Raw genomic sequence first — 23,048 nt, 5'->3', positions numbered from 1 at the left:
AAGCGCAGCGCACCCGGGTTGCCTGGGCTTTCGTAGGTGCGAATTCATTCGCACGCTTTTCGGCGGATGGGGAAAAAGCGTGCGAATGAATTCGCACCTACGAAAGCAAAAGCAAATCCCCGGTCCTCCTTTTTCAAAGGAGGGAGAACAGCAGAAAACGGAGTCGGCTCAGCTCAGGCCGTAGTCTTTCAATTTCTTGCGCAAAGTCGCGCGATGGATGCCGAGCATCGTGGCGGCGCGGCTCTGGTTGCCGTCGCAGTGGTTCATCACTTCGACGAACAACGGGATCTCGAACTCGCGCAGCGCGACGTCGTAGAGGTCGGCGCTGTCGCTGCCGTTCAAGTCGCGCAGGTAACGGCGCACGGAATTGGCGACGTGGTCGCGCAGCGGCGTGCGCGGTGCGTTGCGGGCGGTGTTGTCGGTGCGGTCTGACACGTCGTTCAATCGCTCAAGCGGGTTTCCGGAACATGATCCGCCGAGCGTGACGCCGACGAGAGGACCAAGTCTAGCGCGCCGGCGTCGCAGCCGCCAATGAAAATTGGCCCTGCCGTCAGCGGAAATCGAACGAGAACGACACCACGCCGGCCGCCGGCTCCATGACTTCCAGCCGGATGGCCGCGCTTTGGCCGGAAGCGATTTCCTTTTGCGTAACCTTTTTGTCCAGGTACTCCTGCGGCGAGAACGCGCGCGTCCCCAGCGCGCGTCCGTCCACGTCCGACAGCGTCAGCACCAGCTCCGGCCAGGGCTGCGCCCAGCGCGCGTTGTTGCGGAACGTGGCGTCCACGCGCAATGCGCCGGGCATGTAGGGGTGCTGGCGCACATCGCGGCGCAGCATGGCGAAGGCGCCCGGTTCGTGCCACGGCGGCAGCGCGCAACGCAGCGCCGCGCACGCGGAGGCGATCAGCGGCCGCCAACGCGCATCTGCGGCCAGTTGCGCGCGGTCGGCGAGTACGATCTGCAATCCCGCCAGCAGCGCCAATCCGGCGGCGATCGCCCAAAACCATACGGGCGTGGGACGATCGGGCGCCTGCACCGGGCGTTTGGCGAAGCTCGGCGCGGTGCGTTTCTTTTTGCGCGGCTTGGGTTTGGCATCCGTGACGGCCGTTGCGGATTCGGCAGCGGCGGTAGCGTCCTCTTTCGCCGGTTCATCATCGTTTTCCGCAGCGGCGGTGTCGATGGCCGGTGTTTCGGTTGCAGCCGCGTCGTCGTCCTCGGGCACGATCGTTGCGGGGGCTGTGTTCTCGTCCGCTTCGGCCGCAACCGGTTCGGCGATGTGTTCCTGCGACGGCGTATCGTCGGCGGATACGGCTTGCGCGCTCTCTTCGAGCGGTGGCTCATTTTTCGCCAGGTCCGGATGACCGGCGATCGGGCCGTCGCAATACGGGCAATAGTCCGGCGGCGCGCCCGTGACGGCATCGGTGGCGACCAGCGAATGGCAGCGGGGGCATTTGACGAACATGCGCCCTATTCAAACATGTTTGCGCAGGCCGTCGATGCGCACCCAGTCACCTTCCTGCGCGACCGACAGGCTGGAGAACCAGGCGCCGTAACGCGGCAGCAATTCGTCTTCCTGCCCCTTCAGGATGCCGGAGAGCGCGATGCGGCCGCCGGGCGCGACGCGCGAGGCCAGCGTCTCGGCGAGCGCATCCAGCGCCGAGGCGAGAATGTTGGCGACCACGATGGGGTAGGTCGCGGCGGGTTCGTCTTCCGGCAGGAACACGTCGATGCGTTCGGCCACGCCGTTGCGTTCCGCGTTGTCGCCGGTGGCGGTGAGCGCCTGCGGATCGTTGTCGACGCCGACCGCGCGCGCCGCGCCGAGCTTGAGCGCGGCCAGGGCCAGGATGCCGCTGCCGCAGCCGAAGTCGAGTAAGGTCTTGTCCTGCAGTTGTCCGCTTTCGGACAAGGCATCGAGCCATTGCAGGCACAACGACGTGGTCGGATGCGTGCCGGAGCCGAAGGCCAGGCCCGGATCCAATCTGACTACGGCCGCGTGCGGCTGGTCGGCTTCGGCGGGCAGCGCGTGGTTCCACGGCACGATCCAGGTGCGCCGGCCGAAACGCAGCGGCGCGTACTGGTCCATCCACGCGCGTTCCCAGTCCTGGTCCTCGACCTTGCGGAAGCCGGCCCGCGACCAGTCCAGTCCCGGATCGAAGGCTTCCAGCGCCGCCAGCAGCAGCAGCGGGTCGGCATCGTCGGCGAACAGTGCGCTCAGCAGCAGCGTGTCCCACAACGGCGTTTCGCCGACGCCGGGTTCGAGGATGGCGTGTTCGTTGGGCGTGTCCGCATCGGCGTCGAGCATCGTCACCGCCAGCGCGCCGACGTCGTCCAGCGCGTTTTCGTAACGCGATTGTTCGGATTCGCGGCAGCGGAGGGTGAGTTCGAGGAAAGGCATGCCGCTTAGTATTCTTCATTACGCGATGTACGTGTAGCCCGGGTAAGCGCAGCGCACCCGGGAGAGCGACCCGGGTGCGCTGCGCTTACCCGGGCTACGGTTCTGCGCGCTCCTGCGCGTTGCGTTCGAGGATCCAGGCCTGGCGACGCCGCAGCAGGCGCACGCCACCGTACAGGTAGTTCAGGCTGAAGAGCAGCGTCAGCCCGATCGGCAGCAGGTGCCAGTGGCGTTGCAGGAACCATTGCGGATACGCATGCACCAGCCACCACGACAGCGTCTGGAACGCGAACGCCATCGGCATCATCCAGGCGATGTTTAGGCGCTGGTCGCGGACGATGTCGTCCAGCAGCGCGCGTTCGCCGGGCGTTTCGAAATCGCCGGCGTGCTGGCGCACCACGCGCAGGTCCCAGGCGTACAGGCCCCACACCGCGGCGGCGTACAGCGCGTTCAATGCGAACCAGCGTTCGGGATCGGCGACCTGGCTCAGCGCCACCGCCTCGATCAGGGTCGCGCCAAAATAGATGAAGGTGTGGCCGAATTCCAGCGGCCAGCCGATGAACGACAGCGTGTGGATCAGCGCGCGCGACCAGAAGATCAGCACCACCAGCAGGCCGGTCGCGATGTAGGGCCATACCGCCCACTGGAAGCCGATCAGCGGCGCGATCGCCGCAGCGGCGAGCACGCCCAGCGCCAGGCCCTGGATGATGCTGATCAGGGTCAACTCGATGCCGACGACGGTGGTGTCGAGTTGGGTCTTGGCGGCTCTGCGATGCTGTCGGGATTCGGTCATGGCCACGCTCCGTCGATCGCTTTGCTTTTAGCCGTCATTCCCGCGAAGGCGGGAATCCAGCGACTTTAGCTTCTCCAGAAAGCGGCGGCGTGATCTGCCGTGCCGCGCGTCCTCACCCAACCCTCTCCCGCAAGCGGGAGAGGGCTAAAGCGAAGTCGCTGGATTCCCGCCTTCGCGGGAATGACGGCCAAAAGCAGACATCACACGATCGACAACGACTTCTCTTTCCGCTCCGCCAACCGCTTCTCGAGGTAGTGGATGTTCTGCCCGCCGCGCTGGAAGCCCTGGTCGGCCAGGATCCGCTGCTGCAGCGGGATGTTGGTCTTGATGCCGTCCACCACCATCTCGCTCAGCGCCACGCGCATGCGCGCGATCGCGGTGTCGCGGTCGGGGCCGTGCACGATCAACTTGCCGATCATCGAATCGTAGTTCGACGGCACCTTGTAGCCTTCGTAGACGTGCGAATCCACGCGCACGCCGGGGCCGCCGGGGGCGTGGAAATGTTTGACCAGGCCGGGCGAGGGCATGAACGTGTCCGGATCCTCGGCGTTGATGCGGCATTCGATCGCGTGGCCGGTCAGCACGATGTCCGATTGCTTGATCGACAGCTTGTGGCCGGCCGCGATCATCAGCTGCTCGCGCACCAGGTCGATGCCGGTGACCAGCTCGGTGACCGGATGCTCCACCTGGATGCGGGTGTTCATCTCGATGAAGTAGAAACGCCCGTTCTCGTACAGGAATTCGAACGTGCCGGCGCCGCGGTAGCCGATGCGCAGGCAGGCTTCGACGCAGACCTTGCCGATGTCCGCGCGCTGTTCGGCCGTGATCCCTGGCGCGGGCGCTTCTTCCACCACTTTCTGGTGGCGGCGCTGCATCGAGCAATCGCGTTCGCCCAGGTGGATCGCGTTGCCCTGGCCGTCGGCCAACACTTGGATCTCGACATGGCGCGGGTTCTCGAGGAACTTCTCCATGTAGACCATGTCGTTGCCGAACGCGGCCTTGGCTTCGGTCTTGGTGGTCGCGATCGCATTGCCCAGGTGCGCTTCGGTATGCACCACGCGCATGCCGCGGCCGCCGCCGCCGCCGGCGGCTTTGACGATCACCGGATAGCCGATCTCGCGCGCGATCTTGACGTTGGCGGCGGTGTCGTCGCCCAGCGGCCCGCCGCTGCCGGGCACGCAGGGCACGCCGGCGTCCTTCATGGCGCGGATCGCTTCGACCTTGTCGCCCATCAAACGAATCGTCGCGGCCTTGGGCCCGATGAAGATGAAACCCGACTGTTCGACGCGTTCCGCGAAATCCGCATTCTCGCTGAGGAAGCCGTAACCGGGATGGATCGCTTGCGCGTCGGTGACTTCGGCGGCCGCGATGATCGCCGGCATATTGAGATAACTGTCGCTGGACGCGGCCGGGCCGATGCAGACCGATTCGTCGGCCATCGCCACATGCTTCAAGTTGCGGTCGACGGTGGAATGCACCGCCACGGTGCGGATGCCCAAAGCGTGGCATGCGCGCAGGATGCGAAGCGCGATCTCGCCGCGGTTCGCGATGACTACTTTATCGAGCATCGCGCGCCTCAACCGATCACGAACAGCGGCTGATCGAATTCGACCGGCTGCCCGCTTTCGCCCAGGATTGCCAGCACCGTGCCGGACACGTCGGCTTCGATCGGGTTGAACATCTTCATCGCTTCGATGATGCCCAGCGTTTCGCCGGCTTTCACCGCCTGGCCGATGCTGACGAAGGCCGGCTTGTCCGGGCTGGGCGACGCGTAGAACGTGCCGACCATCGGCGCGCGCAGCACGTGGCCCTCGGGCAGGTCGGAGGGCTTGGCGGTGCCGCCGGTGGCCGCTTCGGTCGGCGACTGCATCGGCATCGGTGCCAAGGTCTGCTGCGCCGGCGGCGCGTGCATCACGGCCGGCGCGGCATAGGCCGCGCTGCCGGTCGGGGTGCGCGCCAGGCGTACCGACTCCTCGCCTTCCTTGATCTCGATTTCGGCGAGATTGGATTCTTCGAGCAGGTCGATCAGTTTCTTGATTTTTCTAAGGTCCATGTCGGCCTCGGGTTGGCGCCTGTTCCCGCGGAGCGGGAGAGGGTCGGGTGGAAGAGGAAGTCAGCGATCGGATTGCAGCCGCCGGATCGCGCCGGCCAGCGCCAGGCTGTAGCTCAGCGGGCCGAAGCCGCAGACAACGCCGACGGCCAGGTCGCTGAAATAGCTGGTCCGGCGGAACGGCTCGCGGGCATGCGGGTTGGACAGATGCACTTCGATGAAGGGGATGGCCACGGCGGCCAGCGCATCGCGCAGGGCCACCGAGGTGTGGGTGAACCCGGCCGGATTGATCAGGATGAAGTCGGTATCGTCGTCGCGGGCCGCTTGGACCCGGTCGACCATGGCGTGCTCGGCATTGGACTGGAAGCTCTCCAGGTCATGACCCTCCGCCAGCGCCCGCGCCTTCAGGTCGGCGTCGATATCGGCCAGAGTGGCATGCCCATAGATCTCCGGCTCACGGCTGCCGAGCAGATTGAGGTTGGGGCCATGCAGGACCAGCAGCTTCGCCATCGGCAGGTTCGGGATGCGAGAGGCGGCAGTCTGCGCGATCGCGCTGATGCTGTCCAGTTCGCCGAAGTTCATCCCAATTGGCGAAATTTAATCGCTTGTTTGATTTGTGGACCGCGTCACGTAGGGTGCGCCAGGGCCGACCCTACGGTTCGGCCCAGCCGGAGATTTCGCCGTGTTCGAAGGGGCCGATGCGCTGTTTCAGCAGGCGGCCATCGGCGGAGACCAGTACCGAGTAAGGCAGCACGCCTTTGGGGTTGCCCAGGCGCACGCCGGCATCGGCCGGGCCGGCGGCTTCGATCAGTATCGGGTAGGCGACCGGGGTGGTCTTCAGGAATCGGCGCACGGCCGCTTCGTCGTCCAACGCGATGCCGATCACCTGTACGCCCTTGCCGCCCTGTTCGGCGAAGAAGCGCTGCAGTTCCGGCATTTCCTGGATGCAGGGGCCGCACCAGCTGGCCCAGACGTTGATCAGCAGCGGCCGGCCCGCAAACGCCTGCGGGACGGCGACCGGGTTGCCGCCCAGGTCGGGCAGCGTCAGCGGCGGCACCGCTTCGCCGCGCCGGGCGACGGTAACGCCGGCCGGCAGCGCCGGTGCGCTGGCCGACAGCACGCCCTGCAGCGCGCGCTGGCCGGCTTCGGTTTTCAGCAGCGGGCCGGGGCCATCCATCACCAGCGCCGCGGCCAGTCCCAGCGTGCCGGCGGCGACGGCGATCAGCAGGATCTTGGCGGTCTCGGACTTCACGGCTTGGCGTGTCCGCTGCGCTGCACGAAGGCGTCGGCCTTTTCGAATCCGACCAGGCGCAATTCCCGGCGTTCCGCGCCGTCGACGAAGAACAGCGTCGCCGGCGGGCCGATGATGCCGAAGCGTTTCATCAGCGCCTGATCGATGTCGTCGTTGGCGGTGACGTCCGCCTTCAGCAGCACGAAATCGGCCAGCGCTTCGTGCACGGCCGGTTCGGTGAAGGTGTACTTCTCCATTTCCTTGCAGGCCACGCACCAGTCGGCGTAGAAGTCGAACAGCAAGGGTTTGCCGGCGTCGCGCGCGGCGGCGATCTCGCGGTCCAGGTCGGCCGACGACTTGATCATGCGGAATTCGAGCTCGCGCGTTTCATGCCTGCCGCCGAATGCGCCGGCCAGCGGTTGCAGCGGATCCTTGCCGCCGGCCATCGCGCCGAGCAGTTCGGCGGCGCCGATCACCGCCAGCAGCAATCCGGCGAAGCGCGCGATCCAGCGCGTGCGCTCGCCGCTGCCGGATTTGGCCAGCGAGAACGCCCATGCCGCGGCGGCCAATGCGAGCACGCCGAACAAGGCCAGCGTCGCGGCGCCGGGCAGGATTCGCGACAGCATCCAGATCGCCAGGCCCACGAACACGAAGCCGAACACGCGCTGCACCGCCGTCATCCACGGACCCGACGTCGGCAATCCGCGTCCAGCGGCGACGCCGAACGCCAGCAGCGGCGCGCCCATGCCCATCGCCAGCAGGAACAGCGCCGCGCCGCCGAAGACCGGATCGCGCGTCTGCGCGATGTAGGCCACCGCGCCCGCGAGCGGCGGCGCGACGCAGGGGCCGACGATCAGCGCCGACAACGCACCCATCGCCGCCACGCCGGCCCAAGAGCCGCCGCGCTGTTTGTCGGTGATCGCGCCGATGCGCTGGCGCAGGGCCGCGGGCAGCTGCAGCTCGTACAAGCCGAACATCGACAACGCCAGCGCGACGAACAATGCGGCGAACAGCACGATCACCCACGGCTTCTGGAACGCGATCTGCAGATTGGCGCCGAGCAGGCCGGCGATCACGCCGACGAGGGTGAACACCACCGCGCTGGCCAGCACGTACACCAGCGACAACGTGAACGCGCGGCGCGCGCCGATGCGCTCGCCGCGCCCGGCGATCAGGCCGGACAGGATCGGGATCATCGGCAGCACGCACGGCGTGAACGCCAACAGCAGGCCGGCGCCGAAGAAGCCGAGCAGGGTCAGCCAGCGATGCGAGCCGGATAGGGCGGCGGCCAGGCGCGAATCCTCGGCCAACGCTCCAGAAGCGGCCGTTGCGCTCTTCGTAGGAGCGGCTTCGGCCGCGAGCTTTTCCGGCCCCTCGGCGACCATTCTTGTAGGAGCGGCTTCAGCCGCGATCTCTTGATCTTGATTCTGTGCGGTCTGCGAAAAGCTCGCGGCTGAAGCCGCTCCTACAACAGCAGGTGCGGCCGCGATCTCGCCCGCCGGCAGGTTCAACGATACCGAACGCGTCATCGGGGGATAGCAGATGCCATCGTCCTGGCAACCCTGGAAATTCGCGGTCAGCGTGACTTTCTGCGCCTCGGCTAAGCTGCGCCGCAGCGGCACCGGCAGGTCGATCTGGTCGAAATACACGGTGACGTCGCCGAAATGCTCGTCGCGATGCAGCTGTCCCTTCGGCCAGCGCGGACGTTCCAGCGCGATGCCGTCGGCGTCGAGCTTGAGCGAAGTCTTGTCGCGATACAGGTAGTAGCCCTTGGCCGGCGTGAAGCGCAGCAGCAGCGCATTGCCGCCATCGGCGATGGCTTCGAACTTGAAGGCCTGCTCCGGCGGCAGCGGCAGCGGTTCGCTGGCGCCGTTGGGTGCGGTGCCGAGCAGGCCGCCCTGCGTCGCGGATCCCAGCGATTTGCCCAGCGCGGCGAAACCGCTGTCGCTCTTTGTAGGAGCGGCTTCAGCCGCGAGCTCTTGATCTTTTTCCTGCACATCAGTCGAAGAGCTCGCGGCTGAAGCCGCTCCTACAACAGCCGCTCCTACAGCAGGCAAAGCGACGGTCAAGGTGCGGGTCTGCGGCGGATAGCACACGCCAACGTCCGCGCAGCCTTGGTATTTCACTTTCAATGCGACTTGCCGCGCGTTCTGAGCGGCCACGCCCGGCAACGCCGCGACGAGCTGGGTGCGATAGGTTTCCACTTCGCCGAAGAACTCGTCGGTATGCCTGTCGCCGCGCGGCATCTGCAGCGGCTGCGCTTTGAAAGCGGCATCGGTTTGCACGGACGTGCGGTGCCGGTAGAGGTAATAGCCGTCGGCGATCTTCCAGCTCAGCTCGATGCGATCGCGGCTCGGCGCCGATACCTTCAACGCGAAGGCCGTATCGACCGGCAACAAGTCCTTCTCGTCGACCGCCGACGCCGGCATCGCCACGAACAGGGAGAACACCAGCGCAGCCAGGCCGCGCGACCGCATCGTCATCATCGATTCTCTTCGCGCGTCTGCTCGGCGATCCAGCCGAGGTAGGCGGGCAGGCCGCCCGCAGCTTCGACCGCGATCACTTCCGGCAGTTCATAAGGATGCAGCGCTAGGATCCGCTGCTGCAGCGCCGGCAGGCGGTCGGCCGCGGTCTTGATCAGCAGCAGAACCTCGTCGGCGCGCTCGACCTGGCCCTGCCAGCGGTAGGTCGAGCGCAGGCCGGGCAGCACGTTGACGCAGGCGGCCAGGCGCTCGTCCACCAGCGCATCGGCGATGCGCGCGGCGCTGTCCGGGTCGGGGCAGGTGCAGAGGCAGACGAGTACGGACAAGGGTCGGCACGGGTTCGAGGGGCGCCTAGGGTAGCCGACTCGCCTTCGCCGGCCGTGGCAGCCCTTGAAAGGCTGCGTTGCAGGCCCAACGTCTCGGGCATCCCGGCGCGTCCGGGTTTTTGACGTTTCCGGCGCTGGCAGTCGCCTGGTGCGACTGCTAAAATCGCCGGTCTAGTTTCCCGCTTTATCCCCGCCAATCAAGCACTTAAGAGGGTCGCAATGAATCTGAAGCCGCTCTACGACCGCGTGGTCGTCAAGCCCATCGAAGCCGACGAAGTCACCGCCGGCGGCATCGTCATCCCCGACAACGCCAAGGAAAAGCCCACCAAGGGCGAAATCGTCGCCATCGGCGAAGGCAAGGCGCTGGACAACGGCAGCCTGCGCGCGCCCAAGGTCAAGGTCGGCGACAAGGTCATCTACGGCCAGTACTCGGGTTCTTCGTACAAGCACGAAGGCACCGAATACAAGATCGTGAAGGAAGACGACATCCTCGCGATCGTCGGCTGATTTTTTCTCTGTAGAGCGGAGCTTGCTCCGCTGCTTTTCGCCAAGGTTCGAAAAAAGAGCGGCGGGGCAAGCCCTGCTCTACAAAACCGGTTCTCCGCAAAATTTTCTAATTCTGGAGTTAGTGCAATGGCTGCCAAAGAAATCCGTTTCGGCGAGGACTCGCGCGCGCGCATGCTGCGCGGCGTCAATATCCTCGCCAATGCCGTCAAGGCAACGCTCGGCCCGAAGGGCCGCAATGTCGTGCTCGAGAAGAGCTACGGCGCTCCGACCATCACCAAGGACGGCGTCTCCGTCGCCAAGGAGATCGAACTCGCCGATAAGTTCGAGAACATGGGCGCGCAGATGGTCAAGGAAGTCGCTTCCAAGACCTCCGACAACGCCGGCGACGGCACCACCACCGCGACCGTGCTGGCCGCGGCGCTGATCCGCGAAGGCATGAAGGCGGTCGCCGCCGGCATGAACCCGATGGACCTCAAGCGCGGCATCGACAAGGCGGTCACCGCCGCCGTCGGCGAGCTGAAGAACCTGTCCAAGCCCACCGTCGACGACAAGGCGATCGCCCAGGTCGGCACCATCTCGGCCAATAGCGACGAATCGATCGGCACGATCATCGCCGACGCGATGAAGAAGGTCGGCAAGGAAGGCGTGATCACGGTCGAGGAAGGTTCGGGCCTGGAGAACGAGCTCGACGTGGTCGAGGGCATGCAGTTCGACCGCGGCTACCTGTCGGCGTACTTCGTCAACAACCAGCAGAGCATGAGCGCCGAGCTGGACGACCCGTACATCCTGCTGCACGACAAGAAGATCTCCAACGTGCGCGACCTGCTGCCCGTGCTGGAAGGCGTGGCCAAGGCCGGCAAGCCGCTGCTGATCGTCGCCGAAGAAGTCGAAGGCGAGGCGCTGGCCACGCTGGTCGTCAACACCATCCGCGGCATCGTCAAGGTCTGCGCCGTCAAGGCGCCGGGCTTCGGCGACCGTCGCAAGGCGATGCTGGAAGACATGGCCACCCTGACCGGCGGCACCGTGATCTCCGAAGAAGTCGGCCTCTCGCTCGAGAAGGCGACCATCAAGGATCTGGGCCGCGCCAAGAAGATCCAGGTCACCAAGGAAAACACCACGATCATCGACGGCGCCGGCGACACCGCGTCGATCGAAGGCCGCATCAAGCAGATCAAGGCGCAGATCGAAGAGACCTCTTCGGACTACGACCGCGAGAAGCTGCAGGAGCGCGTGGCCAAGCTGGCCGGCGGCGTGGCGGTGATCAAGGTCGGCGCATCGACCGAAATCGAAATGAAGGAAAAGAAGGCCCGCGTCGAAGACGCCCTGCACGCCACGCGTGCGGCTGTCGAAGAAGGCGTGGTCCCGGGCGGCGGCGTCGCGCTGATCCGCGCGCTGCAGGCCATCGGCGAGCTGAAGGGCGCCAACGAAGACCAGAACCACGGCATCAACATCGCCAAGCGCGCGATGGAAGCGCCGCTGCGCGAGATCGTCGCCAACTGCGGCGAAGAGCCTTCGGTGGTGCTGAACAAGGTCGCCGGCGGCAAGGGCAACTACGGCTACAACGCTGCGACCGGCGAGTACGGCGACATGATCGAGTTCGGCATCCTGGATCCGACCAAGGTCACCCGTTCTGCGCTGCAGAACGCCGCGTCGATCGCGGGCCTGATGATCACCACCGAAGCGATGGTGGCCGAGGCTCCGAAGAAGGACGAGCCGGCCGGCGGCGGTATGGGCGGCGGCGGTGGCATGGGCGGTATGGGCGGGATGGATTTCTAAGCCGCTCGCGCATCAACCGTTGCACTGAAAGGCCCGCGAAAGCGGGCCTTTCTTTTTGGCTCGCGCTCGCGAACTCGCAAGTCAGCAAAATTGTTGACAAGAAGACGTGGGTCGAATGTCGAAAAAGTGGACGTCGTTCTCAGTTTTGTCCGTCTTGATTCGTGCTGGCAATTTCACCAGCTTCAACCCTTCAGGCGGTTTGGTTATGAAAAAACTTTCAGTCTTTACCTTCGCTATCGCAGCAGTCGTTGGTTTCAGTCCATTGGCTTCGGCTCAATCGGCACAGCTTCAAGCTCAACCGGTCAAGCCGATTGAACTGAGAAACTGTGAACAGACTGGCTCGAACACGTGGAAATGCACACTTTGCGTGCATAGTTCCGCTGAAAACATGTCTTATTGTTATAGCTGGGTACACTATAAAGACCCTGACAATCAGAGCTATCCTTGATTCGGTCTGCGAAGGCCCGCGCAAGCGGGCCTTCTTTTTTGCTCTCCTCCCGCTGAGATGGCGCCTAGAGGGCGGGTGAGGGTTTCGGAGTACGACGCTAACTCGAATTAGATCGCCGAACCCTCACCCCAACCCCTCTCCCGATGGGAGAGGGGCTACACTTCCGCGATGAAAAACGAACACGACGTCCTGATCGTCGGCGGCGGCCACAACGGCTTGGTCTGCGCGGCGTATCTCGCCGCGGCGGGGCTGAAAGTCAAAGTCCTTGAACGTCGCAGCATCGTCGGCGGCGCCGCGGTCACCGAGGAATTCCATCCCGGCTTCCGCAACTCCACCGCCAGCTACACGGTCAGCCTGCTCAACCCGAAGGTGATCCGCGATCTGCGCCTGGCCGAGCACGGCTTGCGCGTGGTCGAGCGGCCGTACGCGAACTTCCTGCCGCTGCCCGACGGCCGCGCGTTCCGGCTGGGCGGCGAACACACCCAGGCCGAAGTGGCGAAGTGGAGCGCGCGCGATGCGCAGCGCCTGCCCGACTATTACGCGATGCTCGACCGCGTCGTCGCGGTACTGCGCGAACTGATGCAGCGCGCGCCGCCGAACGTGTCCGATCGTTTCGTGCTGGCCGACTGGCTGGCGTCGCTGTCGGCCGCCAGGCAGCTCAAGCACCTGGACATGCGCGGTCGCCGCGACCTGCTGGACCTGTTCACCAAATCGGCCGGCGAACTGCTCGACCGGTGGTTCGAATCCGAACCGTTGAAAGCGACGCTGGGCTGGGATTCGGTGGTCGGCAATTTCGCCAGCCCCTACACGCCGGGTTCGGCCTACGTGCTGCTGCATCACGTGTTCGGCGAGGTCAACGGCAAGTCCGGCGTCTGGGGCCATGCGATCGGCGGCATGGGCGCGATCACCCAGGCCATCGCCAAAGAGTGCGCCGCGCGCGGCGTGGCGGTGGATACCGGCGCGGGCGTGGAGCGCGTCATCGTCGAGAACGGCAGCGCGGTCGGCGTCGTGCTGGCCGGCGGGCGCGAGTTGCGCGCGAAGACGGTGGTCTCCAATCTCAATCCGAAGCTGCTCTACCAGAAGCTGATCCCGCGCGAGCAGCTCGACGAGAATACGGTAGAGCGTGCCGACCGCTATCGCTGCGGTTCCGGCACTTTCCGCATGAACGTGGCGCTGTCGGAATTGCCCGATTTCGCCGCCGCGCCGGGTACGCAGCTGCAACCGCACCACCAAAGCGGCATCCTGATCGGTCCGTCGCTGCAGTATTTCGAGCGCGCCTATTTCGATGCCAAATCGAAAGAGCACAACGCCGGCTGGTCGCGCGCGCCGATCGTGGAAGTGGTGATCTCGTCCACGCTGGACGACACGCTCGCGCCGCCCGGCCAGCACGTCGCCAGCCTGTTCTGCCAGCACGTGCATCCGGAGGTCGACGGCGGCTGGGACGCGCACCGCGATACCGTCGCCAAGCTGATGATCGATACCGTGGATGCGTATGCGCCGAATTTCCGGCGCAGCGTGCTCGGCTATCGCGCGCTGTCGCCGCTGGACCTGGAACGCGAGTTCGGCCTGGTCGGCGGCGACATCTTCCATGGCTCGCTGGGCCTGGACCAGGTGTTCAGCGCGCGGCCGTGGCTGGGCCAGGGCAATTACCGCGGCAGCCTGCGGAACCTGTATTTGTGCGGATCGGGCACGCATCCGGGCGGTGGCGTTACCGGATTGCCTGGGCGCAATGCGGCGCGGGAGATCCTGCGCGATCTGGGGCGGTCGCCGCGGCCGGATTGATCGCTGGCCTGGCCGACGGACAAACGGCGTTCTCTCGGGGAGTCGCGGCGATCTTTGTGGGAGCGGCTTTAGCCGCGAGCTTTTGCGACTGTCGAAGAGCTCGCGGCTAAAGCCGCTCCCACAAAAGCCGCTCCCACAAAAAGCAGATCCGCCGCGCCGACTCGCAAAGGGGATACGCATGGGCCGCACACCGCTGTTCGACTTGCTGCAACGCGCCGCGAGGATCGCGCGCGCGTCGCTGCACGATCCCGCGCCGCTGGACGAATTCTACGAACAAGGGCGCGAACTGCGGCTGGACCGATCCCGCCGCCGCTTCATCCAAGGCACGGGCGCCGGCGCTGGCCTGCTGCTGGCCGGATGCGCGTCCACGCCGATACCGGCGATGCAGGCCGGCGACGAAGTCGTCGTGGTCGGCGCCGGCATCGCCGGCCTCACCGCGGCGTACCGCTTGCGGCAGGCGGGCGTGCGGGTGCGGGTGTTCGAGGCGCAGAACCGCGTCGGCGGACGCATGCTCAGTCTGCGCAATCACTTTCCCGATGGCCAGGTGATCGAACTGGGCGGCGAGCTGATCGACACCGACCACGTCCGCATCCGCGCGATGGCCGCCGAGCTGGGTTTGCAGCTCGACGACTTGCTCGAAGGCGATGCCGGCCACGACACCTGGTTCTTCGACGGCCGCGCGGTCGGAGAACGCGACATCGTCAAGGCCTTCGTGCCGCTCGCGGCGGCGGTCGAGCGCGACCTGGCGACGCTGGGCGACGGCGACATCACCTACGCCGACCACCAGAACGCATCGACGCTGGACGGCATGTCGATCGCGCAATGGCTGGACCGCAACGGCGCTGGCGGCTGGCTGCGCAAGCTGATCGACGTGGCCTACACCACCGAGATGGGGCTGGAGATTGACCAGCAATCCGCGCTGAATTTCCTCACCTTCATCGGCACCGAGGACAAGGAACGCTTCGCCGTGTTCGGCGCCAGCGACGAACGCTTCCATGTGCGCGGCGGCAACGACCTGATTCCGCGCGGCCTGGGCGACAAGCTGAGCGATGCGATGGAGACCGGCAGCATGCTCGAAGCGGTGCGCGGCGATGCGTCCGGTTACACGCTCACGTTCCGCCGCGACGGCGCGAGCCGCGATGTGCGCGCGAAACAAGCGATCCTAGCGCTGCCGTTTACGCTGCTGCGCAAAGTAAAAATCGATATCGACCTGCCTGCGGCCAAGCGCCGTGCGATCGATACGCTCGCTTACGGCACCAACGCCAAGCTGATGATCGGCTACGACCGCCGCGTGTGGCGCGAACACGGCGCGAACGGCGCAGCGATGAGCGATCTGCCGTTCCAGACCACATGGGAGACATCGCGCAAGCAAGCCGGCGAAGGCGGTGTGCTGACCAATTTCACCGGCGGCCGCCATGGCATCGAACTAGGGCAGGGATCGCCCAAGCGGCAGGCGGACGCGGCCACGGCGGCGATCGACAAGCTGTTCCCAGGCGCGGCCGCAGCGCGCGCCGGCGGACGCGAGGTGCGATTCCATTGGCCGTCGCATCCGTGGACGCTGGGCAGCTACGCGTGCTTCCGGCCCGGCGACTGGACGGGGCTGCGCGGGGCGATGGGCGAGTCGGTGGGCGGCCTGCATTTCGCCGGCGAGCATTGCGCGCTGGATACGCAGGGCTTCATGGAAGGCGGATGCGAATCCGGCGAGACGGCTGCGCAGGCGGTACTGACCGCCATGGGGCGTGCGCTGCCGGCAACCAAGGCGGCCTGAAGGACGGTGTCTTCCTGAACCCGGCAGTTCTTTTTTGCACTGCAGCGTGCATAGGGAATAACGATTCCTTCACGATGCCTCCGCACCCGACGTGGGGGAGGGAGCAAAAGCCCGTAGCGGTTCGCCGCTTCGGGCTTTTTTTCTGCCTCGCCGCCACGCATTCGCTCCGCTGCCTTAGCTTTATAGCCGTCACCCCGCGAAGGCGACGATCCAGCGCCTCGGCTTGTTTCCCCTCTTTTAAAAAGAGGGGGCGGAAGAGATTTGCTGTTGCGGCGAGGGCTTCCCCCGCGTGCTTGGCTAACACTCGCCGGCGCTCGGGATTCCTCCGTCGCTTCGACATTCAGATCCGAGGCGATCGACAAGAACGCCTTAGCGCAAATCCGCAAAAGCCACGTCACCCATAGGCTGCGAATCAAAATCTAGTACCAGCGTAAGAAGTTCACCCATGACGAAAGCCAGGCCGGCGGACTTTCCAGATCCTTCGAATCACTTAAGCTTCGGGCCCTTTCTTTGGTTACTTTCTTTGGGCCAGCAAAGAAAGTGACCCGGCGCAGCCGGAAGCCTTTTTCCATGGCGCGAGTCGCAGCGCACTGGCCAGGACGCGGGCCTGGATCCCGGCCTTCGCCGGGATGACGGCTTAAAGGGCAAGCGCCAGAGCAACATGGGTACCAGCGTTCGCTGGGATGACGGCATAGGAGCGAACGGCTTAAGAGCGAACGGCTTAAGAGCGAACGGCTTAAGAGCGAACGGCTTAAGAGCGAACGGCTTAAGAGCGAAGGCTTAAGAGCGAAGGGCTTAAGAGCGAAGGGCTTAAGAGCGAAGAGCAGCGGAGCAAGCTCCGCTCTACAGAGGCGGAGCAAGGGCAGCGGGCAAGCCCCACTCTAAAAAGGCAGAGAAGCGGAGCGAGCTTCGCTCTACAGAGCTAGGCGGAGGCGCGTGCGCACTTCGGCTGCTACGCGCGCCGTCTCGCGCAACGGATCGACCGCAAACGGCGCCAGTGCGGTGTCCATCGCACGGATGCGGCCGCGCCGGAGCAGCGCATCTATGAAGCGTCGAGGCCGCCCGCCTACACGTTCGGGATCGAAGACGAAAACCGGCGCCGTAGTCGCGCACGCTTCGGAGATCATGTTCACCGAATCCGGCGAGCAGACGATGCGGTCGGCCCAGGCCAGCAGGCCCGGGTAAGGATTGTCGCCGTCCTCCGCGCCGCGCCAGACCACCCCCGGCGTTTCGTCGTAGCGATGCCGCAATGCCTGCAGCAGGTCCGGCGGCGTGCGCCGCGATGCTGTGACCAGTACGCTGCCGCCGTCGCGCGCCAGCGCGACTTCCAGCTTGGAGGCGAGCACCTCGAAAGCCATCCGCCCGAAGCGCGCATGCGCGCTGTCGCCGCCGAGCAGCAGCGCGGTCCGCGGATGCGGCAGATCGGCGAAGGCGGCGAAGCGGCTGCGCGCCTGCGCCAGCCAGGCCGCATCCACCGGATGCAGGCTGCCGAGCAAAGTGACGACGTTGTCGCCGTGCAGCCCATCGTGCTCGGGCGCGATCACCAGGTCCCAATGATGCGGATCCAGTCGCGGGTCGAGGATCTGCACCACGCGTGCACCGCGTTCGCGCAGCAGGCGCGTGGCGAGCGCGGCCTGCCGGCCGCAGCCGATCGCCAGCGCCGGCGCCTGACGGCGCAAGAAGTCGGCACCGAAAGCGCCAGCCGCGCCCGGCCACCGCTGCGGCGCGGCCCAGCGCCAGGGAATACGGGTGTGCAGCGTCTGCTCGTCCACAGGCCCCAGCCTGAGCGCTGAAGCCAACGCGACCGCCTGTCGGTGGTTTCCGGCGCGGCCGTCGCTGACGGCCCATATTTGATTCGAATGGCCGGCGGTAGTCTGTATTGGTTCCACGAATGCGACTAATCCGTTCCGGTGGCGTGGCTATCGCTTAACCGCACGAACTCTACACTGCAGGCCCCTGCCGTACGCCGCACAGTCGCGGAATCCGGCCGAGCACCCGTTCACCCCAGCGCTGCCTCATTGTGGCGCCACCTTTCGCATGGAGAGTAAGAAGATGAGACGCCTCGTACTTGCCGCCGCCCTCGCCCTGACCGTCGGATCGGCCTTCGCCGCCCCCGTCACCTACAAGCTCGACCCCAACCACACCGTGGTGCTGGCCAGCTGGAGCCATTTCGGCTATTCCCACCCGTCGCTCAATTTCGGCCAGGTCGACGGCACCTTGGTTTACGACGCCGACAACGTCGGCGCTTCCAGCGTGCAGGTCACCTTGCCGCTGGCCGGCCTCAATAGCTTCGTGCCGGATTTCGACGAGCACCTGCGCAGCGCCGACTTCTTCGAAGCCGACAAATACCCCAACGCCACCTTCAAAAGCACCAAGGTCGAAGCCGCCGGCAAGGACAAGCTCAAGGTCACCGGCAACCTGACGATCAAGGACCAGACCAAGCCGGTCGTGCTGGACGTGACCTTGAACAAGGCCGCCGACCATCCGATGGCCAAGCGCGCGGCGATCGGTTTCGACGCCACCGCCAAGATCAAGCGCAGCGATTTCGGCGTCGGCAAGTTCGCGCCCAACGTCAGCGACGAAGTAGAACTGCGCATCACCACCGAAGCGATGGTGCCCAAGCCCGAAGAGGCCAAGTAAGGCAGCCCGCCGCCGCGTCCCGCGACGCGGCGGCTTTTTTACGGAGACCGCCATGCGCATCCTGCGTTCCGCCGACGAGCGGGGACGCGTCGACGTGGGTTGGCTCGACAGCCGCCACACGTTTTCGTTCGGCCATTACCACGATCCGCAGTGGATGGGCTTCGGTCCGCTGCGCGTGATCAACGAAGACCGCGTCGCGCCCGGCGGCGGTTTCGCGCCGCATCGCCACGCCAATATGGAAATCATCAGCTATGTGCTGTCGGGCGGGCTGGCGCACCGCGACAGCCTGTCCGACGCGGGCGGCGTGCTGCGGCCGGGCGAACTGCAGTGGATGAGCGCCGGCCGCGGCATCGAACACAGCGAGTTCAACGGCTCGGATCGCGAACCGGTGCATTTCCTGCAGATCTGGATCCAGCCGGACCGTTCGAATACGCCGCCCGCCTATGCGCAACGCGCTTTCGATCCGCAGGCGCGGCGCGGAAACTGGGCGCTGCTGGCGTCCCCCGACGGCGCGGACGGCAGCATCGCCATACGCCAGCAGGCCTGGCTGCGCGGCGTGCTGCTGGAAAACGGCCAAACGGCGCAATGGCCGCTGCAGGCCGACCGCCGTTATTGGCTGCACTTGGCCAGGGGCGAGATCGAGGTCGATGGGCAGCGCTTGTCGGCAGGAGATGCGCTGGGGTTCGCCGAGGAAGGGGACGCATTGCGGATCGTCGGCGCTGGCCAGGACATGGCGGACGTGTTGTTGTTCGATCTGCCTGAATGAGCCCCCATGACGCCTTCGCTTTTCGTAGGAGCGGCTTTAGCCGCGAGCTCTTCTCCCATCGCACGCGATCTGTCGAAAAGGGCTCGCGGCTAAAGCCGCTCCTACGAAAAGCCGGGGCCGAGAGAGTCGTTCGGGCTTGGTCGGACGGGTAAACTAACCGCCTCGCTCAACCGGCCCGCCGCGCCATGTCCCAGCCGACCCCCACCGCCTCTTCGCCCGCCAACGCCCAGAAGCGCTACGAGGTGCATCGCAGCGACCTGCCGCTGAGCTGTCCGCTGCCGTCGATGGCGCTGTGGAATTCGCATCCGCGCGTCTACCTGGCGATCGAGGACGAGGGCGGCGAATCGCAATGCCCGTATTGCGGGGCGCATTTCGTCCTCGTCGACTGACCGCCGCCGCCGCTGCGACGACGGCATGACCCGCGCGCTGACCGTCGTGCAATTGCTGCCCGCGCTGGAATCGGGCGGCGTGGAGCGTTCCACCATCGAAATCGCCGACGCGCTGGTGCGCGCCGGCCATCGCGCCATCGTCGTATCCGCGGGCGGGCGTCTGCTGCCGGCCTTGCTCGCCGCCGGCGCCGAGCATGTCGAACTGGATATCGGCCGCAAGTCGCTGCTGACGCTGCGTCACGTATCCGCTCTGCGCAGGCTGTTGGCCGCATCCGGCGCCGACATCGTGCATGCGCGCTCGCGCTTGCCGGCGTGGATCGGCTGGCGGGCCTTGCGCCGCTGGCCCGATGCGCCGCGTCCGCATTTCGTCACCACCATGCACGGGCTCAATTCGCCGTCGCGCTATAGCGCGATCATGACCCGCGGCGAGCGCGTGATCTGCGTCTCGCGTACGGTGCGCGATTACCTGCTTCGGCACTATCCGCGTACGGACCCCGGCAAGTTGCGGGTGATTCCGCGCGGCATCGACCCCGCGCAGTTCCCGCATGCGCCGTCGCCCGACCGCGCCGCGCGCGCGGCGATTGCGGCGATGCATCCGCAATTGCGCGGCCACGGTCCCTTGCTGCTTCTGCCCGGACGCGGCACGCGCCTGAAAGGGCATATCGATGCGATCGGCTTGCTCGCCGGATTGCGCCGCGCCGGCGCGGACGCCCGCCTGTGGATGCCCGGCGCGCGCGAACGCGGCCGCGAACGCTACATCGCCGAGCTGCAGGCCGCCGCTGCGGCCCATGGCGTCGGTGAGGCGGTCGCGATCACCGAAGCGACTTCCGCTATCGCGCAGGCCTATGCGGCTTCCGACCTGGTGCTGCAGCTCTCGCGCAAACCCGAAGCGTTCGGGCGCACGGTGATCGAGGCCCTGTCGGTCGGCAGGCCAGTGCTGGGCTGGGCCCACGGCGGCGTCGGCGAGCTATTGCGCGAACTGCAGCCGCAGGGCGCGGTGCCGCCATTCGATGCCGCTGCGTTGCAGGCGGCGGCGCTGCAACTGCTCGCGCATCCGTCGGCGTCAACCGTTACGATGTCCGCTTACACCTTGCAGGCCATGCAGGCCGCGACGCTCGATTGCTACCGAGAGCTCACCGACCATGACCCCAACGCTGGATAACGCGCCCGGTTGGCGCTGGGCACCCGCCTGGGTGCTGGCGTTCGTGGCCTTGTGGCCGGCGCCGGGGTATGCGGAAGGCGTGATGGTGCTCGGCGCGCTGGCTGCGATCGTACGCCTGCTGCTGGCGCGCTTCCGCGGCACCGCCGCGCTGCTCAGCGGGCCGACCTGGGCGCTGACCAGCGTGCTGTTCTTCGCATACTGGATGCCGGAAGTGGTGTCGTCGCTCGACGCGCTCGACCAGGGCCGCGCCTTGCGCGAATCGCTGGTGGACCTGCGCTACCTGCCGTTCCTGTGGCTGGTCGCCGCCGCGGTAGGCGATGCGCGCGGGCGCCGCATCACGTTCGGCGGCCTGGCGGCGATCGTCGGCGTGTGGACGCTGGATGCGCTGCTGCAGGCCGTGTCGGGCACCAGCCCGCTGTTTTGGAGCCTGGATGCGGTCAAGCGCGCGATCAGCGGCGAACCCATGTGCACGCCCGCGGCGGTGGATGCGGTCGATCGCCTCAGCGGCGTGCTCGGCCCCTGCAACCTCAAGCTCGGCATCGTGCTGGCCAGCCTGTCGCCGTTCCTGCTGTACGCCGCCGGCCGGCGCTTCGGTTTCGCCGGCTGGCTGCTCGCCGCCGCCGCCGCCGGCATCGTGGTGATGCTGGCCGGCGCGCGCGCGTCATGGATCACGTACGGCTTGGTGCTGGTGTTTTCGGGCTGGCGCCTGTTCGGCTGGAAGAAGTTGATCGGCGTATTCGCCTTCGGCGCGATCGCCCTGGCGGTACTGGCCTTCTCGTCGCCGCAAGTGCGCGATCGCATCGAACGCACCACGCAAGCATTGGCCGAGGAGGACGGCGGCGTCGACACGGCCCTGTCCGGCCGCGGCCGGATCTGGAGCGCCGCGGCCTGCATGGTGCGCGAGCATCCGATCAACGGCGTCGGCGCGCGCGGCTTCCGCGAGGCGTTCCCGCATTGCGATCCGCGCGCCGGGCAGACGCCGGCGTGGGGCGTGGGCCCGGCGCTGCATGCGCACCAGATCGTGCTGGAAATCCTCAGCGAAACCGGATTCATCGGCTTGCTGCTATGGCTGGCCGGCGCGGCGATGGCCTGGCACGCCTGGCGCTATGCCGATGCGGCCTCGCGCGAACGCGCGCGGCCGGCGATGCTGGCGTTGTGCGTCACCGTGTTCCCCTTCAACACGCATCTGGCGTTCTATTCCACCTTCTGGGGCGGGCTGACGCTGATGCTGGCGGCGCTTTATGCCGGCAGCCTGCTCGCGCGCGGCGACCGATGAGCGCGCAGGCCGCCCGCGCGCCGCTGTCGGCGGTGGTCACCACGTACAACAACGCTGCGACGCTGGAGCGTTGCCTGGCGAGCGTGGCGTTCTGCGACGAGATCGTGGTGCTGGATTCGGATTCCACCGACGCCACCCGCGACATCGCGCAGCGCCATGGCGCGCGCGTGGACGTCGAGGCGTTCAAGGGCTACGGGCCGCAGAAGCAGTCGGCGATCGACCGCGCCCGCCACGATTGGGTGCTGTTGCTGGATGCCGACGAGCATCTCAGCGACGCCGGCCGCGCCGCGATCGAACGCGAGCTGCGATCGCCGCGCGCCGATGGTTATCGCTTGCCGCGCCGCGAATGGCTGTTCTGGCGGTGGCCGCATCCGTTCACGCGGCCCAACTGGCAATTGCGCCTGTTCCGCCGTTCGTGCGGACGCATGAACGCGGTGCCGGTGCATGCCGCGCCGGAAATCGAGGGCCGTGCGATCGATCTCGATGCGCCGTTCCTGCATTACGGGGAGCCGCGGCTGCACGATCGTGTCGACAAGGTGAACCGCTATTCCAGCGGCCTGGTCGAACACAAGAAGTCGCGGCGCCCGGCGCTGCTCGGGCTGCGCATGTTGCTGTATCCGCCGTTAGCGTTCGCCAAGCTGTATTTCGGCAAGCGCTATTTCCTCAACGGCTGGGCGGGTTATTTCGCCGCCAGGACGCAGGCCTTCTACGCTTTCCTGAAGTACGCCAAGCTCTACGAAGCGCAGCGGCGCAGCGATTAAGCCGTTTGCTCTTAAGCCGTTCGCTCTCATGCCGTCATCCCAGCGAACGCTGGGACCCATCTTGCTCTTGCCCTTGCCCTTAAGCCGTCATCCCGGCGAAGGCCGGGATCCAGGCCCACGTGCTTGTGGGCCTCGCTGCGACTCGCGCCATGGAAAAAGGCTTCCGGCTGCGCCGGGTCACTTTCTTTGCTGGCCCAAAGAAAGTAACCAAAGAAAGGGCCCGAAGCTCAAGTGATGCGAAGCCTCTGAAAGTCCGCCAGCGACCTGGCTTTCGTCGTGGGTGACCTTCTTACGCAGGTACTAGATTTTGATTCGTCGCGTATGGGTGACGTGGCTTTTGCGGAGTTGCGCTAAGGAGTAGTTCTTGTCGATCGCCTCGGATCTCAATGTCGAAGCGACGGAGGAACCCCCTTTTCTTTGGTGACTTCTCTTTTTGGGCCCACAAAAAGAAAGCATGCCCTGAGCTTGCCGAAGGGTCACTCGGCCGCGGTTCTAGCGGAG

The 23,048-nt window shown here is 66.2% G+C and carries 21 protein-coding genes; 10 read left to right on the top strand and 11 right to left on the bottom strand.

The features are described 5' to 3' along the window. Nucleotides 1–168: 168 nt before the first annotated feature. From fis to cutA, 10 genes are all read right to left on the bottom strand, one after another. The gene (fis, locus tag M2650_RS13105; protein ID WP_425602549.1) at nucleotides 169–435 is read right to left on the bottom strand and encodes a DNA-binding transcriptional regulator Fis; all 267 of its coding nucleotides are present in this window, start codon (nucleotides 433–435) and stop codon (nucleotides 169–171) included. A gap of 115 nt (nucleotides 436–550) precedes the next feature. Beyond that, a complete protein-coding gene (locus tag M2650_RS13100) occupies nucleotides 551–1,459 on the bottom strand; it encodes a DUF3426 domain-containing protein (protein WP_249475241.1) in 909 nt (302 codons plus the stop codon). Between the two features lie 9 nt (nucleotides 1,460–1,468). Beyond that, nucleotides 1,469–2,392, bottom strand: a complete 924-nt coding sequence (gene prmA, locus M2650_RS13095; RefSeq protein WP_249475239.1) for a 50S ribosomal protein L11 methyltransferase — start codon at nucleotides 2,390–2,392, stop codon at nucleotides 1,469–1,471. A 94-nt stretch (nucleotides 2,393–2,486) separates the two neighbouring features. Beyond that, a complete protein-coding gene (locus M2650_RS13090; RefSeq protein WP_249475236.1) occupies nucleotides 2,487–3,182 on the bottom strand; it encodes a hypothetical protein in 696 nt (231 codons plus the stop codon). Nucleotides 3,183–3,382: 200 nt separating this feature from the next. After that, the gene (gene accC / locus M2650_RS13085; RefSeq protein WP_249475234.1) at nucleotides 3,383–4,750 is read right to left on the bottom strand and encodes an acetyl-CoA carboxylase biotin carboxylase subunit; all 1,368 of its coding nucleotides are present in this window, start codon (nucleotides 4,748–4,750) and stop codon (nucleotides 3,383–3,385) included. Nucleotides 4,751–4,758: 8 nt separating this feature from the next. Beyond that, complete coding sequence (accB, locus tag M2650_RS13080; RefSeq protein WP_249475232.1) at nucleotides 4,759–5,235, bottom strand: acetyl-CoA carboxylase biotin carboxyl carrier protein; 477 nt, start codon at nucleotides 5,233–5,235, stop codon at nucleotides 4,759–4,761. Nucleotides 5,236–5,295: 60 nt separating this feature from the next. Beyond that, a complete protein-coding gene (gene aroQ, locus M2650_RS13075) occupies nucleotides 5,296–5,742 on the bottom strand; it encodes a type II 3-dehydroquinate dehydratase (protein ID WP_249475667.1) in 447 nt (148 codons plus the stop codon). Nucleotides 5,743–5,884: 142 nt separating this feature from the next. Further along, a complete protein-coding gene (locus M2650_RS13070; RefSeq protein ID WP_249475230.1) occupies nucleotides 5,885–6,484 on the bottom strand; it encodes a TlpA family protein disulfide reductase in 600 nt (199 codons plus the stop codon). Then, nucleotides 6,481–8,949, bottom strand: coding sequence for a protein-disulfide reductase DsbD (locus M2650_RS13065; protein WP_249475228.1), 2,469 nt, complete (start codon nucleotides 8,947–8,949; stop codon nucleotides 6,481–6,483). The genes M2650_RS13070 and M2650_RS13065 overlap by 4 nt, the downstream gene beginning before the upstream one ends. After that, entirely contained in the window at nucleotides 8,946–9,272 is a 327-nt protein-coding gene (cutA, locus tag M2650_RS13060; protein ID WP_249475227.1) for a divalent-cation tolerance protein CutA, read from the bottom strand. The genes M2650_RS13065 and cutA overlap by 4 nt, the downstream gene beginning before the upstream one ends. Before the next feature lie 219 nt (nucleotides 9,273–9,491). On the opposite strand from cutA, the gene groES reads away from it, so the two are divergent. The 4 genes from groES (at nucleotide 9,492) to M2650_RS13040 (ending at nucleotide 15,553) form a co-directional block, all read left to right on the top strand. Continuing rightward, nucleotides 9,492–9,779: a co-chaperone GroES gene (groES, locus tag M2650_RS13055; protein ID WP_249475225.1), complete on the top strand. Its 288-nt coding sequence runs from the start codon at nucleotides 9,492–9,494 to the stop codon at nucleotides 9,777–9,779. A 126-nt stretch (nucleotides 9,780–9,905) separates the two neighbouring features. Further along, nucleotides 9,906–11,555 (top strand): chaperonin GroEL, encoded by a 1,650-nt coding sequence (groL, locus tag M2650_RS13050; protein ID WP_249475223.1) that lies wholly within the window; start codon nucleotides 9,906–9,908, stop codon nucleotides 11,553–11,555. Nucleotides 11,556–12,171: 616 nt separating this feature from the next. Continuing rightward, complete coding sequence (locus M2650_RS13045) at nucleotides 12,172–13,785, top strand: phytoene desaturase family protein (RefSeq protein ID WP_249475220.1); 1,614 nt, start codon at nucleotides 12,172–12,174, stop codon at nucleotides 13,783–13,785. A 178-nt stretch (nucleotides 13,786–13,963) separates the two neighbouring features. Further along, nucleotides 13,964–15,553: a flavin monoamine oxidase family protein gene (locus tag M2650_RS13040; RefSeq protein WP_249475219.1), complete on the top strand. Its 1,590-nt coding sequence runs from the start codon at nucleotides 13,964–13,966 to the stop codon at nucleotides 15,551–15,553. A 914-nt stretch (nucleotides 15,554–16,467) separates the two neighbouring features. On the opposite strand, the gene M2650_RS13035 is transcribed toward M2650_RS13040, so the two are convergent. Further along, nucleotides 16,468–17,442 (bottom strand): mitochondrial fission ELM1 family protein, encoded by a 975-nt coding sequence (locus M2650_RS13035; RefSeq protein ID WP_249475218.1) that lies wholly within the window; start codon nucleotides 17,440–17,442, stop codon nucleotides 16,468–16,470. A gap of 163 nt (nucleotides 17,443–17,605) precedes the next feature. On the opposite strand from M2650_RS13035, the gene M2650_RS13030 reads away from it, so the two are divergent. The 6 genes from M2650_RS13030 to M2650_RS13005 all read left to right on the top strand — a co-directional run bounded on the left by M2650_RS13030 (nucleotide 17,606) and on the right by M2650_RS13005 (nucleotide 22,547). Next, nucleotides 17,606–18,193: a YceI family protein gene (locus M2650_RS13030; protein WP_249475216.1), complete on the top strand. Its 588-nt coding sequence runs from the start codon at nucleotides 17,606–17,608 to the stop codon at nucleotides 18,191–18,193. 52 nt (nucleotides 18,194–18,245) lie between these two features. Then, nucleotides 18,246–18,959, top strand: coding sequence for a pirin family protein (locus M2650_RS13025; protein ID WP_249475214.1), 714 nt, complete (start codon nucleotides 18,246–18,248; stop codon nucleotides 18,957–18,959). A gap of 185 nt (nucleotides 18,960–19,144) precedes the next feature. Beyond that, entirely contained in the window at nucleotides 19,145–19,348 is a 204-nt protein-coding gene (locus M2650_RS13020) for a zinc-finger domain-containing protein (RefSeq protein ID WP_249475213.1), read from the top strand. Nucleotides 19,349–19,373: 25 nt separating this feature from the next. Continuing rightward, nucleotides 19,374–20,510 (top strand): glycosyltransferase, encoded by a 1,137-nt coding sequence (locus M2650_RS13015; protein ID WP_249475211.1) that lies wholly within the window; start codon nucleotides 19,374–19,376, stop codon nucleotides 20,508–20,510. Then, complete coding sequence (locus M2650_RS13010) at nucleotides 20,491–21,786, top strand: O-antigen ligase family protein (protein WP_249475209.1); 1,296 nt, start codon at nucleotides 20,491–20,493, stop codon at nucleotides 21,784–21,786. Before M2650_RS13015 ends, M2650_RS13010 begins: the two co-directional genes overlap by 20 nt. Beyond that, nucleotides 21,783–22,547: a glycosyltransferase family 2 protein gene (locus tag M2650_RS13005; protein ID WP_249475207.1), complete on the top strand. Its 765-nt coding sequence runs from the start codon at nucleotides 21,783–21,785 to the stop codon at nucleotides 22,545–22,547. Before M2650_RS13010 ends, M2650_RS13005 begins: the two co-directional genes overlap by 4 nt. The last annotated feature ends 501 nt before the right edge of the window (nucleotides 22,548–23,048 follow it).

This window comes from Luteimonas galliterrae (assembly GCF_023374055.1).
GTDB lineage: Bacteria > Pseudomonadota > Gammaproteobacteria > Xanthomonadales > Xanthomonadaceae > Luteimonas_C > Luteimonas_C galliterrae.
This window is presented reverse-complemented; position numbering and strand designations above follow the sequence as displayed.